The organism is Desulfobulbus propionicus DSM 2032, assembly GCF_000186885.1.
GTDB lineage: Bacteria > Desulfobacterota > Desulfobulbia > Desulfobulbales > Desulfobulbaceae > Desulfobulbus > Desulfobulbus propionicus.
Genome location: NC_014972.1, coordinates 688,115 through 701,161 on the forward strand (window position 1 = coordinate 688,115; position 13,047 = coordinate 701,161).

Here is a 13,047-nt window from a genome sequence, read left to right on the forward strand (position 1 = left end):
CCCGTCTCGATTGTGACCCTGCGTGGCCCAAGGTACCGAGAGCCAACCCTTTTCGCAACCCCAGGAGGTTCCCATGGACCTGCACTTCACCATTGACCGCGACCTGTGCATCCAGTGCGGTGCCTGTGCCGACGACTGTCCGTTTCATATCATCGACCTGACCGACGGGTATCCGGCCCTCAATCCCGCCCGAGAGCACCATTGCATCCAATGCCAGCACTGTCTGGCGGTCTGCCCGACCGCCGCCCTGTCCATCTGCGGCTGCGATCCGCACCAGTCGCTGCCCCTGCCGCAGAGTCTGCCCAGCGGTCAGCAGATGGAGGCCCTGATCCGCGGGCGACGATCGGTGCGCCGCTATCATCCGGAAGCGCTGGACCCCGCCCTGATCGCGGACCTGCTCCGCACCGTGGCCAACGCCCCCACCGGAAAGAACAACCGCCAGTGTCTGTTCACCGTGATCGAGGACCGGGCGAGCATGGATGTCTTCCGCCGGGAAACCATGGAGGGGCTGCGCCGGGCCGTGGCCAGCAAGCGGCTTTCCGAAGGCTTGAGCTACTTCCGCCACGTGGTCACCGCCTGGGATCAGGGCAAGGACATCATCTTCCGCAACGCCCCCCATTTGCTGATGGTATCGGCTCCCCCGACCATCACCACCCCGGATGCCGACCTGCTGATCGCCATGAGCTACTTCGAGCTGCTGGCCGCCTCCAAGGGCATCGGCACCCTGTGGAACGCCATGATCCGCTGGGCCCTGGCAACGATCGACACCGACCTGTACCGACTGCTCGGTATCCCCGATGACCACGTCAAGGGCTACACCCTGCTCTTTGGCCGACCGGCGGTCCACTATCATCGCACCGTGCAGCGCGACGAGGCGCGGATCAACCGGGTGCGGCTGCCCTGATGCACCGGCGGCGCGGTCGCCAGCCCGTCTCGATGCGGGCTGGCGACCGTGCCAACCTTCCCTGCCAGGCCAACGACCATCCTGGCGTTCCCCCCGTGTCTTCTCCTGCCCCGCCATTGCACTGATCGCGCCCATGAGGCCGACCGATTCCCGTGTCGGTCGGTTGCCACCTACTTTTGCCCCGAACAAGGGAAGATAACCGCAGTCAGCTTGAATAACAAAAATGCAACTCTCTTTGTTGCTGTTTTTATTGGTTAAAATTGAGGGATCCGCATGCGATATTTTTTTCTCCGCTCTTGTTTGGCTGAAATCATGGAGCAAAGGGAGGTTAAAGAAAGAAGCTGTCTGCTAAGCAAGAAATGGAGTATTGGCGAGCTTTAACGAGTAAATTGAAGATATGGTGAAATAGTGTTTTGTGCACAACCTGTTGATAACTTTTTGAACCAAAATTTAATTATTTGAAATTATATGATATTTTCTGATTTTTTGTAAAATTGACGCTTTCATTGGGGGTTGCGGTTGCCCCGCCGTGGAAAGCCCATTGCCTGCAAGGGATTCCAGACTGTGGACAAACTTCTTGTTTGTACCGTGAAATCGACTCAAACCGCTTTTGACCGGTGGCGGGATTTTCTGTAGATCATGGCCTATCCAACGGGCCGTTTGCGGTCCCGGGAAAAATTGTTCACGAGGAAGGGAAAAGAATTGTATGCTGTGGAACGCGATTAAAACCTCTTTGCACGGAGCCATACCGGAGAGCGAATTCGGCCTGTGGATCAAACCGCTGGAATGCCGGCGGCACGATGACGGGGTGTTGGAGCTTGTCGGACCGGACCGGTTTTTCTGCGCCTGGGTGGAAGATCGTTATCTGGGGCTTATTCGCACCAAGGCGGCGGAACTGGGCGAGATCACCGACGTGCGGCTGCAAGCGGCCGCCACTCCGCCCCTGCGCTTTGAGAGCGGCAAGGGTGGTCAGCTCAAGCTGCCGGGCGTGACCAGCGCCGGGCCCCGACTGCGCTCCCTCCATCCGGCCTTCACCTTTGAGCAGTTCATGGTCGGCGAATCAAACCTGTTGGCCCGATCCGCCTGCCAGGCACTGGCCACCGGCGACGCCACCTTCGGCAACTGCCTGTTCATGAACAGCACCACCGGGCTGGGCAAGAGCCATCTGACCCAGGCCGTGGTTCACCAGGTGCTGCGCTCCGCCCCGTCCACCCGGTTGCACTATCTCACCGCCCAGCAGTTTTCCGCCGAGATGGTCAAGGGCATCCGCACCAACGCCATGGAGCAGTTCTCCAAAAAATACATCAACGACTGCGACATGCTACTGGTCGAGGACGTCCATACCCTGACCGGCAAGACCAAGACCCAGGAAGAACTCAACACCATCCTCGACTACCTGATCAAATCCGGCCGTCGGGTCATCCTGACCTCGGCCCTGCCGCCGACCAAGCTGGCGGGCATTGACGACGATTTCCGCAGTCGCATGACCTCGGGCCTGGTCACCGGCATTGAGTCGCCCGATTACGAAACCCGGGCGCGGATCATCCGCCACAAGCTGCAGATGCACGGCCTGGGCGCGGACGAGGACTTGGTGGGTTTCATGGCCGAGAGTCTGCAGGGCGATGTCCGCCGCATGGAGAGCGCGATCATCGGCATCAAGGCCAAGTCCTGCCTGCTGGGCGCGCCGCCGGATCTGGGCATGGTCCGGGAGGTGGTGTACGGGCTGATCGGCAGCCGGGCGGACATCACCGGCGAGGCGATCCGCGAGCTGATCGGCCGCCAGTTTCGGGTCAGCATCGAGGACCTGTGCTCCCGCTCGCGCAAGCGCTCGATCACCTTTCCCCGCCAGCTGGCCATGTACCTCACCCGCAAGTACACCACCAAGTCGCTGGCCGACATCGGCAGTCTGTACAACCGCGACCATTCGACCGTGCTCTACGCTATCAAGACCATCACCAAGGACATGTCGCAGCAGACCACGGTGCGGCAGCAGGTGGAACTGCTCTCCGCCAAGCTGAAGAACTAGCCCGCCCGCCTCGCGGTCCGGCCAGCTTTCGGGCCGAGGTCAGAAGTAGACCCCCTTGACCTCGGCCCGGTTCGTTGCGGTGACACCGGTCCCGATCCGGTGTGCCATCCGGCACGCCTCCTTGACCATGTCGTTGATCCCGATTCCCTTCCAGCCAAAACCGCACAGATGGAGATCGGCGTGGGCGGCATGGATCTCGTCCCGCCAGCGGAGCAACTCGGGATAGCCGGCCTCCAGCTGGGGAATGGCGGCCCGGGGCCGGAGCACGGCGCTGAAGCAGGGCGGCGGCAGCTCCATCAGCTCCTGGAGATCGGCGTGGACCGACTCGATCAGTTGATCATCGCTCAGTTCCAGCCGCTCGGGATGGCGGCGGCCGCCGACCAGGGCCTCGACGAGCTGACACCCTTGCGGCGCCCGGCCGGGAAACATGTGCGAGGAAAACAGGGCGCCGAGGGCGAAGCGTTGCTCGCGCTCGGGTGCCAGGTAGCCGAAACCAAAGGGGATGCGGGCGCGCTGGTCATAACCGAGCAACACCGAGAGGATGCGGGCTTCGGGAATCTGGGGCAACGGCGGAGGCGTTTCCGGCAGGGCGGGGGCAAGGAGATGCAGGCAAGGATTGACCGGCAGGGCCACCACCAGGTGGCGGCAGGTGATGTCCGCCTGTTCGGTCTGCACCAGCCAGCCGCCCTCATCGCGCTCGATACCCCGGACCGGGTTGCCGTACAGGATCTCTTTTCCCGCCCGCAGACCGGCCGCCAGCCGGGTCGGCAGCATGGCCATGCCGCCGCTGAAACTGGTCATGGCCGGCAGGTGTTTCTTGCCTTTTTTCGCTCCCTTACCCTTCCGCATTTTGTGGACCACGCCGCGAATCACCGAGCCGTGCATCCGCTCCAGCTCACGCACCCCGGGCATGACCGCGTCGATCTTCAGCCGCTCGAAGTCGCCGGCATAGGTGCCGGTGAATACCGCATCGGCAAAGGGCAGCAGGGCCTTGCCGAACCGGTGCGCCACCCACTGGGCCACCGACGGCTCCCCCGCCAGCGGCTTTTGCCACAGATCGGCCAGCACCCGTAGCTTGGCCCCCCAGGAGACGAGCGGTTCCCGCAGAATGGCCAGCGGTTTTTGCGGGATGCACCGCAGGCGGCCATCCAGGCACACATAGCGGACAAAGCGGCCGAGCGGCGCGCTGGTTATCTCTGCCTCCAGGCCGGCCAGACGGATCAGTTCGCGGCTCTCGTCGCAGTTGTCGAGGAAGCCGTGTGGTCCCCATTCGGCCAGATAGCCGGCGTCGTTGTAGGTGGCGATGGCGCCACCCGGCACGGCGGCCTGCTCCAGGACCATGATGTTCAACTCAGGCCATTGCTGGCGGACAAACGCGGCGGTGCTCAGGCCGGAAAGGCCCCCGCCGATGATGCATAAATCGTGTTGGGTCGTCTGCATGGGGTGCTCGTTGGTGGGCCGTTTGGCGGCGCGTGGCGGTTGTCTTGACAGGGTTTCAATCGTGCTTACCATGTTGGCCGGATAAAGGGAAGAGGCTTTATCCCCCTGGTATTGTCGGGAAATTCTCCTTTTTCCGACGCTGAGCACAATCCATCATCCCCCATTTTCGAGGAACAGCCCCATGACAGATGCACAGGTTGAAACCAAGCAGTTTCAGGCGGAGACCAGAAAGGTCCTGGATATCGTCATCAACTCACTGTACACCGAGCGCGACATCTTTGTCCGCGAGCTGGTTTCCAATGCCGCCGATGCCCTGGAAAAATTTCGTCACCAGAGCCTGATCGACAAGATCGAATTCGATGCCCACGTGCCGCTGGAAATCACCATCGATTGCGACGATAAAAAACACATCCTGACCATCGCCGACACCGGTATCGGCATGACCCGGGAAGAGTTGGAAACCAACCTGGGCACCATCGCCCACTCGGGCTCCAAGCATTTTTTCGAGCAGCTGGCCGAGGCGGCCAAGAAGGACGTCAATCTCATCGGCCAGTTCGGCGTCGGTTTTTACTCGGTGTTCATGGCTGCCAAGGCGGTACGGGTACAGACCCGTTCCTGGGACGGCGGCGACGGCTGGGAGTGGGCCTCGGACGGCGGCGGCACCTATACCCTCAGCCCCTGTCCCGGCCTGCATCGAGGCACCAAGATCATCATCGAGCTCAAGGACGATGCCCACACCTACGCCTCCAAGTTCACCATCGAGCGCATCATCCAGCAGTACTCGACCTTTGTTCCCTTCCCGGTCAAGGTCGAGGGCAAGACGGTCAACACCGTCCAGGCCATCTGGACCCGGTCCAAGTCCGAGATCACCGACGAGGAGTACACCGAATTCTACAAGTTCATCGGCAATGCCGTGGATGACCCCATGTATCGCCTTCACTTTTCCGCCGACGCGCCGCTGGCCATCAACGCCCTGGTCTACGTGCCCAAGGAGAACTTCGAGGTGCTGGGCATGGGCCGGATGCAGCCCGGGGTCAACCTCTACTGCCAGAAGGTGCTGATCGACCAGCACAGCGAGAACATCCTGCCTGAGTGGCTGCGGTTTTTGAAAGGCGTGGTCGATTCCGAAGACCTGCCGCTCAATATCTCCCGCCAGTCGCTCCAGGACAACGCCCTGGTGCTCAAGCTGCGCAAGGTGCTGACCAAGCGGGTGATCAAGTTCCTGGCCGAGGAGGCCGAGCGCGATGCCGACAAATACCGCGAGTTCTGGAAGACCTTTGGCATCTTCCTCAAGGAGGGCGTGACCTCGGATTTCGAGCACCGCACCGAACTGGCCAAGCTGCTGCGCTTCGAGTCCTCGGCCAGCGAGCCGGGCACGATGATCTCGCTCGACGAGTATGTCGGCCGGATGCGGGAGGGCCAGGACAAGATCTATTATATCAACGGCCCCAGCCGGGCCGCGGTCGAGTACGGCCCCTACGTGGAGATGTTCAAGAAGCGCGGGATTGAGATCTTCTACACCCTGGAGCCGATCGACGATTTCGTTCTCAACCACCTGGGCGAGTACAACGGCAAAAAACTGGTTTCCGCCGACCGCGCCGACCTGAGCCTGCCCGAGACCACGCCTGCCGCCAGCGAGGAGGGCGCCAAGGAATCGGGCGAGCCGCTGGCCGAGGCGGTGATGACCTCGCTGTGCCGGTGGATGAAGGAAGTGCTCGGCGATCGCATCCAGGAGGTCAAGGCCTCCAGCCGCCTGGTGGACAGTCCGGCGATGATCGTCAACGTCGACGGCTACATGACCTCGTCCATGGAACGGATTCTCAAGGCCTCCGGCCAGACCGAGGCCTTTGGCATGGGCTCGAAGAAAGACATGGAGATCAATGCCAAGAGTCCGCTGATCAAACAGCTGGCGGGCCTGCGCGAAAGCGACGGGGATTTTGCCCGCGACGTGGTCGAACAGCTGTACGACAACGCCATGATTCAGGCCGGCCTGCTGGTCGATCCGATGGTGATGGTGCAGCGCAACTACCGCATTCTCGAGCGGGTGACCGGCAAGACGGCACCGGCGGCGTGAACGGTTTTCCGGTACTCAGAGCCCTGCCGGGCGGTCACCGGATGCGGCAACGAGGTGTAACCTGTCGGTTCTTGGTTCGATTGCGCCGGCGGGTTCGAGTCTGAGGTTGAAAAAAGGTTGTGTTCACGATATATGAACACAACCTTTTTTCTTTGCACGAATTGTTCCTGGAGGGAATTCGATGCGTCAATCCCTGTTCATCTGTCTCCTTGCGTTTCTTGTGCTTGCCGGTTGTTCCACCAAGCAGGTGCGTCACCTTGCCTCGGACGCCTCCCTGATCAAGCCGGGGCAGTCCACGGTCAAGGATGTGCAAAAATATCTGGGCGAGCCCGACAGCCGGCGGGAAGTCTCCCCCGGGGTGAGCGAATTCGTCTACTACGAGGATCGGCCGGGCTTGTTCGGCAACACACCCATTCTCGGCTCCATGACCGGGCCATCCGGCTACGAGATGATCGTTTTCACCATCGAGCACGACATGGTGACCAGCAGCGAGTTCCGCAATTTCAACGAATCCGACCGCAAGTGGGCGGAAGACTACACCTGGGAAGAGGTCAAGTGAGCCCACCCTCGACCTTTGACATCAATCGCGAGCGGATGATCGAGGAGCAGCTGGTTGCCCGGGGGATCACCGATCAGCGGGTGCTGGAGGCCATGCGCACCGTGCCTCGGCATCTGTTCGTCGAGGACGCCATCCGGGCCCAGGCCTACGGGGATTTCCCCCTGCCCATCGGCAGCGGCCAAACCATCTCCCAGCCCTACGTGGTCGCCCTCATGACCCTGGCCCTGCGCCTGACCGGCTCGGAAAAGGTGCTGGAGATCGGCACCGGTTCCGGCTACCACGCGGCCGTCCTCTCCCGCCTCTGTCAGCGGGTGTACACGGTGGAGCGGATCGACGGCCTGGTCAGCCGGGCGCGCAAGGTGTTTGACCGGCTCCGCTACCACAACATCGTCTCGCGCATCGACGACGGCACCGTGGGCTGGCCTTCCGAAGCCCCCTTCGACGCGATCGTCGTCACCGCCGGCGGTCCTCGGGTTCCCGAGCCTCTGATCGCCCAGCTGGCCGATCCGGGCCGGCTGATCATGCCGGTTGGCGGCCAGGACGTGCAGGAACTGCAATTGGTGGAGAAACACGAGGGCAGTGTCAGGGTGACCACCATTGAACAGGTGCGTTTCGTCGACCTGATCGGCGCCTACGGCTGGCCCAACTAAACCGCGATAGCCGTTGTCCGGCCGCGCCGGATGCGCTCTTGCACCGTTCCGTTCCCTTTCCGGTTCCCCCCTTTGTCCTGATTGTCCCGCGGACATGCCGCGTCCTTGCTTCTTCCGCCCGTGGGCACAACGGGAACCAGGCGCGGGCTCCTTTTTCTCGCTCAAATCGAAGGGTATCGATGTCATTTCTCAACAGCGATTCACTCCTTGATCTGCTGGTCAAGGAACAGGTGCTCACCGGCGAGCAGCGCCAGATGGTTATTCTCCACAAAGGCAAACAGCGGCAAAAATTGCTCAAACAAGCGGGCGGCCGCCGCCAGGGCGATGAAAACCGGACCGACCGGGGCTTTCCCGATCTGGTCGACATCATCCTCTCGCTGGGCCTGGAGGTCAGCGGTTCGCCGGGCACGCCCCTGAGCGAGGAGATCATCATGCGCGCCGTCAGCCACCGGTTGAAGATTCCCTTCAAGAAGCTCGACCCGCTGGAGCTGGACATGGACACCGTCACCAAGACGATTCCCCGCTCGTTCGCCATCAACCACCTGATCCTGCCCCTGGAGCTGCGCAACGGCGTGCTTGATGTGGTCACCTACCACCCGGACAACCACCACGTGCTCGAGGATATCGAGCGGGCCAATCAGGTCAAGGTGCGGCCGTTTCTGTCCACCCGCACCGATATCAGGAAGATTCTGGCCGAGTTCTTCGGCTTTCAGCGCTCGATCACCGCCGCCGAATCGCAGTTCGGCACCACCGGCACCGCGGCCACGGTGGACATCGGCAACCTGGAGCAGTACGTCCGCCTGGCCTCGACCAAGGAACTGAGCTCCACCGATCAGCACATCAAGGCGGCGGTCAACCATCTGTTCAGTTATGCCCTGGAGCAGCGCGCCAGCGACATCCATATCGAACCCAAGCGGGACATCTGCCTGGTGCGCTTCCGCATCGACGGCATTCTGCATACCATCTACAAGCTGCCCAAGGCGGTCCATTCCGCCATCACCTCTCGGATCAAGAGCCTGGCCCGGCTGGATATCGCCGAAAAGCGCCGTCCCCAGGATGGGCGCATCAAGATCGGCCGAAGGGAAGAGGACCGCGAAGCCGAGATCCGCGTGTCCACCGTGCCGGTGGCCTTCGGCGAGAAGACGGTCATGCGTATCCTCAATCCAGAGGTGATCTTTCAGCAGCTCGACCACCTCGGCTTCTCCCGGCGCGATCGGGTGGTGTACAACAGCTTCATGACCGCGGCCCACGGCATCGTTCTGGTGACCGGCCCGACCGGCAGCGGCAAGTCGACCACCCTCTATTCGACCCTCAAGCAGATCGCCACCCCGGAAAAGAACATCATCACCGTCGAGGACCCGGTGGAAATGGTCTACGAGGAGTTCAACCAGATCGCGGTGCAGTCGCAGATCGACGTCACCTTTTCCACCATTCTGCGCAACATCCTCCGCCAGGACCCGGACATCATCATGATCGGCGAGATTCGCGACCTGGAAACCGCCACCCACGCGGTCCAGGCCGCCCTCACCGGGCATCTGGTGTTTTCCACCCTGCACACCAACGATGCGGTGTCCACCATCATCCGTTTGCAGGATCTGGGGCTGGAACCCTTTCTCATCGCCTCGACCATGCTCGGGGCCCTGGCGCAGCGGTTGGTGCGGCGCATCTGCCCCCACTGCGCCGAACCCTACACCGTTGACGCCGCCGAACTGCGCAAACTGGGCTTCCCGGTGAGCGGCCGGGAGACGGTGGAGCTGACCCGGGGCAAGGGCTGTCTCCAGTGCCGCAACACCGGCTATCTCGGCCGGATGGGCATCTTCGAGATTTTTCCCATGTCCGAGCAGTTGAAAAAACTGATCGCCGCCCGGGCCAACGACTCGGATCTGCGCCAGGTGGCCATCCGCGAAGGCATGACCACCCTGCGCGAGGATGCCTGGCGCAAGGTGCAGACGGGCCTGACCACCGTGGAGGAGGCCCTGCGGGTGACCGGAGAAATGGAGGCGGTGTGATTTTTTCCTGGCATTCCGGCAAACACGACCTATAGTGCCGGCAGAAGCGGCAACCAGGAGCACGAGCAGGCAATGGCACAGAAGATCGTCAGTAAAAATAAAAAGGCCTTTCACGATTACCACATCGAGCAGACCTTCGAGGCCGGAATGGTGCTCAGCGGGCCGGAGGTCAAATCGTTGCGCGCCGGCAAGGTCAACCTCCGCGACGGCTACGCCCAGCTCAAGGACGGCGAGGTCTTTTTGTACAACGTGCATATCTCGCCCTACTCCTACGCCACCCACATCAACCAGGACCCGCTGCGGGTGCGCAAGCTGCTGTTGCACCGCCGCGAGATCCGCAAGCTGATCGGTAAGCTGCACGAGAAAGGCATTGCGCTGATCCCACTCAAGATATATTTTATCGCCAATGGCAAAGCCAAGGTGGAACTGGGCCTCGCCAAAGGAAAAAAACTCTACGACAAACGGGCAGCCCTCAAGGAAAAGCAATCCGACCGCGACATGGAACGCTCCATGCGGCGCGACGACTGATCCAGGCTGGGCGGCCCCATCTATAGAATGTTTTTGTATCCAATATGGGGGCGAAACGGATTCGACGGGGATATTGAAGCTTGATGTTGCATGCCGAGTTTCTGTCAGCTCGTAAAAATGACGGAATTAAATATAATCGCAGACGATTATAACTACGCTCTGGCAGCCTAAACAGCTGCTGAGCCGTCCCACCGGTCTTTGCCTGTAAGGCCGGATTCGGGGCGTCGACTCCACAGGCTGGTTGGTTGCGCATGCCCGGGGCGCAACCAACGAGACTTTCCGGGCTGGCATCCGAGTATCCCTGTTCCGGGTGAGAGACGGATGCGAGAACCAATCCCGGAACTACGCATGTAGAGACACGAGGGGAGAATTTTCGGACGCGGGTTCAACTCCCGCCGCCTCCACCATTTTCTTTAAAAAATTAACGGGTTATGACGTAAGGGGCTGCTTCTGCCATCCCCGGTCGTCGCCCGTTTTTTTTTTGCTGCGGAAGAGAAACACGATAAATCTACCGGACAAATCACCAGGAGTGATTATCATTAAAAACACAGGAAGAGGGAGGAAACGAACTCAACCATGCTTGACCCTCCAAGAAAAAAGGCGTTATCTTGAAGGCAAAGGCGAATAAATAAAAATGCCACCAGCTCTGTGGAGCAGGAGGTGTGATAATGTATACCGCCGATCAACTTTGCGAGAAGATCATATCGATCTATCCGGATATTGGTATTTGTGGCATCGATGTCAGTGTTGACTACAACACAACAGAAAAAAGCTGGATGGTTCATTTGAAGAAGGGATCGCATACATTGGACCACTTCTTGGAGGCAATGGATGCGGAGAGCTGCATGGAGGGCAAGAAGTGCATTGCCCTTGGGCTTGAAATCGCGCAAATGAGGAAGAACATAGAAGGCGAACAGTTTTAAATCGCCTTTCCCGAGAAGGGAACATGGACGGGATGTCGTTGGGCATCCCGTTTTTTTTTCACCCTTTGCTCGCTGTCACACTCGTCAAGAGCCTCCATCCCATCCCTTCAACGCTTCCTCGCACAACACCTTGACTGCATGCAGCGTTCGGCTTTGAGCTGTTCGGCAACCTGGTCAGCCGCGGGCAGGATGATCAGGCCGGTGGCGGGTTCACCGTGGACACTACAGGGTTGACCGCTGGCAACGTGATGGGCGGCAAGGGCGCAGAGTCCGGCGTCGACGGTGTCGATACCGGCGGGCCGAGGCAGGATGATCCCAGCTTGTGCCAGCAAATCCGGGCGGTGGTGGCGTTTGTCCTTGGCAGAAACGATACGGCCGGCCAAGACACAGGCGATGGCTTGGGGAAAGGTTTCAAAACAGCAGCGGGTTGCGGCAGTCAGGGGCGCGGTCGCGCACAGCGGATGGCTGGGTTCCAAGGCGCGGTACACGGCCATGCCGTTCAACATCCAGCCGTAGTAGTTTCTGGGGTGGGCAAGGGCCCGCTCGCGGGTGGGCGAGGCGAAACATTGCATGCCTTGGGCCATCAGCTGCCGCTCGGCCGGGCGGGCGCGGCCGTCATCGCTCCAGCAGCAGGGAGCGTCGATGCCGATCACCCGGGCGCCGATCTCTCGGCACCAACAGGCCACGGCCTCTGGATCGGTGGTGCGATATCGCTCCAGATACCGGCCATTGCAGAGAGCCACCCCATGGAAGCCTTTGCGGCTGCCACCGACATCAATGCCGGCAACGATGAGGCGTGGGGATGTTGGCATGGGTATGTAGTTCGATAAGGTGTATTTTCAGGTCAAGACAATCGGCTGGTCACTTCATGGCATGGTCCGCTTCGCCAACGGGATCAGCGGGCCATGGCCGCGATAACAATCGCATCAAACCCAAATCGCATTCCAAAACGGGTAATCGCCCATCCTCTGGACCAAACCGGCCCGTAGCGGGTTAGCCAGCACATACCGGGCCACCTGCCGCACATCTTCTTCCGCGCGCAGGGCATGATCGTGAAAAGCCTTTTGCCAACACGGCCCCTGCTTGCCGAGCAGGCGGTTGACTTGACGCCCGCTGGCCGATTTGAGCCGGTTGACCACTGTGCTCAGGTTGTCTTTTTCGCCCACCTGGAGCAGGAGGTGGACATGATCGGGCATCAATACCCAGGCAAGCATGCGGGCATCGTTGAGCAGGGCGCTGTTCTCAAAGCACCGGGCGGCAACGCAGGCGGCCCGGAAATCGAGGAACACCGGCTGCCGTTGCCAGGTGGCCGTGGTCACCAGATACACCTGGTGCGGCAGGGAAACCCGGCCTTTGCGCAGGGATTGGTGGCCCGGTTTGTTGTGGCGATGGGTCCCGTCGTTATTCTTCATCCCATAGAGACGGTGGATATTGTGGAATTATTGTCACGATCACAACCGGGAGCAGCAGGAGCAGGCCCTGCCCGCGAATGAAATCGGAATGTTTCTGCCGACCGGATACGCGCAACCGAGTGGCATCTTATTGCTGTGATGATTGATTTTCAATCACCGCGTGTTGGTTGTAAACGATGGTGCTTGCAAGGCGCTTGATTGTATCGCTACGACATTCGGGCCGATGGGGCTTGACATCGCGGGCATGGCCCGCTCCTACAACCCAAAGCCCCAACGCGCGATATGAATCCACAACCCCAAAAGCAGGCCATGGCCGCGATCAGGGATTGGCGGTCAGTTGCCGGACTAGGGCGGCCAGGAGGTTGTGGCCACGGTGCGGGAAGCGACGAGTTGGGTTTCCAGGTCGTCGACCAGGGGCATGAGTTCGTCTTTCTCGATTATTTTAGACGATATCTGTCTTGTTTTGCCTATTTTTTCGCGGGCATGGCCCGCTCCTACGGGACGCGGCGGCATGCGTGAGTG

12 protein-coding genes and 1 other RNA gene are annotated in these 13,047 nt (G+C 60.7%); 10 read left to right on the forward strand and 3 right to left on the reverse strand.

Annotated elements, in window-relative coordinates:
* Window positions 1–73: 73 nt before the first annotated feature.
* On the forward strand, window positions 74–904 hold the full coding sequence (locus tag DESPR_RS03130) for a nitroreductase family protein (protein ID WP_015723361.1): 831 nt from the start codon (window positions 74–76) through the stop codon (window positions 902–904).
* Window positions 905–1,610: 706 nt separating this feature from the next.
* Window positions 1,611–2,930: a chromosomal replication initiator protein DnaA gene (gene dnaA / locus DESPR_RS03135; RefSeq protein ID WP_015723362.1), complete on the forward strand. Its 1,320-nt coding sequence runs from the start codon at window positions 1,611–1,613 to the stop codon at window positions 2,928–2,930.
* 39 nt (window positions 2,931–2,969) lie between these two features.
* Here the strand turns inward: dnaA and hemG are convergent, their stop codons facing one another.
* Window positions 2,970–4,370, reverse strand: a complete 1,401-nt coding sequence (gene hemG, locus DESPR_RS03140) for a protoporphyrinogen oxidase (RefSeq protein WP_043769600.1) — start codon at window positions 4,368–4,370, stop codon at window positions 2,970–2,972.
* A gap of 181 nt (window positions 4,371–4,551) precedes the next feature.
* Between hemG and htpG the strand changes: the two genes are divergently transcribed.
* The 7 genes from htpG to DESPR_RS03170 all read left to right on the forward strand — a co-directional run bounded on the left by htpG (window position 4,552) and on the right by DESPR_RS03170 (window position 11,113).
* Window positions 4,552–6,444 carry a molecular chaperone HtpG gene (gene htpG / locus DESPR_RS03145; protein WP_015723364.1) on the forward strand — a complete coding sequence of 631 codons (1,893 nt, stop codon included), beginning with the start codon at window positions 4,552–4,554 and terminating at the stop codon, window positions 6,442–6,444.
* A gap of 181 nt (window positions 6,445–6,625) precedes the next feature.
* Window positions 6,626–7,003 (forward strand): hypothetical protein, encoded by a 378-nt coding sequence (locus tag DESPR_RS03150; RefSeq protein WP_015723365.1) that lies wholly within the window; start codon window positions 6,626–6,628, stop codon window positions 7,001–7,003.
* Window positions 7,004–7,038: 35 nt separating this feature from the next.
* Window positions 7,039–7,653, forward strand: a complete 615-nt coding sequence (locus DESPR_RS03155) for a protein-L-isoaspartate(D-aspartate) O-methyltransferase (protein ID WP_043770542.1) — start codon at window positions 7,039–7,041, stop codon at window positions 7,651–7,653.
* A 179-nt stretch (window positions 7,654–7,832) separates the two neighbouring features.
* Window positions 7,833–9,662 (forward strand): GspE/PulE family protein, encoded by a 1,830-nt coding sequence (locus DESPR_RS03160; RefSeq protein WP_015723367.1) that lies wholly within the window; start codon window positions 7,833–7,835, stop codon window positions 9,660–9,662.
* A gap of 12 nt (window positions 9,663–9,674) precedes the next feature.
* Entirely contained in the window at window positions 9,675–10,190 is a 516-nt protein-coding gene (gene smpB, locus DESPR_RS03165; protein ID WP_272867049.1) for an SsrA-binding protein SmpB, read from the forward strand.
* A gap of 46 nt (window positions 10,191–10,236) precedes the next feature.
* Window positions 10,237–10,597, forward strand: a transfer-messenger RNA (tmRNA) gene (ssrA, locus tag DESPR_RS17705).
* Window positions 10,598–10,858: 261 nt separating this feature from the next.
* Window positions 10,859–11,113, forward strand: coding sequence for a hypothetical protein (locus DESPR_RS03170; protein ID WP_015723369.1), 255 nt, complete (start codon window positions 10,859–10,861; stop codon window positions 11,111–11,113).
* A 107-nt stretch (window positions 11,114–11,220) separates the two neighbouring features.
* On the opposite strand, the gene DESPR_RS03175 is transcribed toward DESPR_RS03170, so the two are convergent.
* Together DESPR_RS03175 and DESPR_RS03180 are read right to left on the reverse strand one after the other, a co-directional pair.
* Window positions 11,221–11,925 carry a DUF429 domain-containing protein gene (locus tag DESPR_RS03175; RefSeq protein WP_015723370.1) on the reverse strand — a complete coding sequence of 235 codons (705 nt, stop codon included), beginning with the start codon at window positions 11,923–11,925 and terminating at the stop codon, window positions 11,221–11,223.
* A 114-nt stretch (window positions 11,926–12,039) separates the two neighbouring features.
* Window positions 12,040–12,525 (reverse strand): REP-associated tyrosine transposase, encoded by a 486-nt coding sequence (locus DESPR_RS03180; protein WP_015723371.1) that lies wholly within the window; start codon window positions 12,523–12,525, stop codon window positions 12,040–12,042.
* A gap of 282 nt (window positions 12,526–12,807) precedes the next feature.
* On the opposite strand from DESPR_RS03180, the gene DESPR_RS18295 reads away from it, so the two are divergent.
* Window positions 12,808–13,044 (forward strand): hypothetical protein, encoded by a 237-nt coding sequence (locus DESPR_RS18295; protein ID WP_169701517.1) that lies wholly within the window; start codon window positions 12,808–12,810, stop codon window positions 13,042–13,044.
* The last annotated feature ends 3 nt before the right edge of the window (window positions 13,045–13,047 follow it).

Bases quoted from the DNA above. Each gene is read 5' to 3' on its own strand.
- DESPR_RS03130 (WP_015723361.1), top strand. From the start codon at position 74: ATGGACCTGCACTTCACCATTGACCGCGACCTGTGCATCCAGTGCGGT.
- dnaA (WP_015723362.1), top strand. From the start codon at position 1,611: ATGCTGTGGAACGCGATTAAAACCTCTTTGCACGGAGCCATACCGGAG.
- hemG (WP_043769600.1), bottom strand. From the start codon at position 4,370: ATGCAGACGACCCAACACGATTTATGCATCATCGGCGGGGGCCTTTCC.
- htpG (WP_015723364.1), top strand. From the start codon at position 4,552: ATGACAGATGCACAGGTTGAAACCAAGCAGTTTCAGGCGGAGACCAGA.
- DESPR_RS03150 (WP_015723365.1), top strand. From the start codon at position 6,626: ATGCGTCAATCCCTGTTCATCTGTCTCCTTGCGTTTCTTGTGCTTGCC.
- DESPR_RS03155 (WP_043770542.1), top strand. From the start codon at position 7,039: ATGATCGAGGAGCAGCTGGTTGCCCGGGGGATCACCGATCAGCGGGTG.
- DESPR_RS03160 (WP_015723367.1), top strand. From the start codon at position 7,833: ATGTCATTTCTCAACAGCGATTCACTCCTTGATCTGCTGGTCAAGGAA.
- DESPR_RS03170 (WP_015723369.1), top strand. From the start codon at position 10,859: ATGTATACCGCCGATCAACTTTGCGAGAAGATCATATCGATCTATCCG.
- DESPR_RS03175 (WP_015723370.1), bottom strand. From the start codon at position 11,925: ATGCCAACATCCCCACGCCTCATCGTTGCCGGCATTGATGTCGGTGGC.
- DESPR_RS03180 (WP_015723371.1), bottom strand. From the start codon at position 12,525: ATGAAGAATAACGACGGGACCCATCGCCACAACAAACCGGGCCACCAA.
- DESPR_RS18295 (WP_169701517.1), top strand. From the start codon at position 12,808: ATGAATCCACAACCCCAAAAGCAGGCCATGGCCGCGATCAGGGATTGG.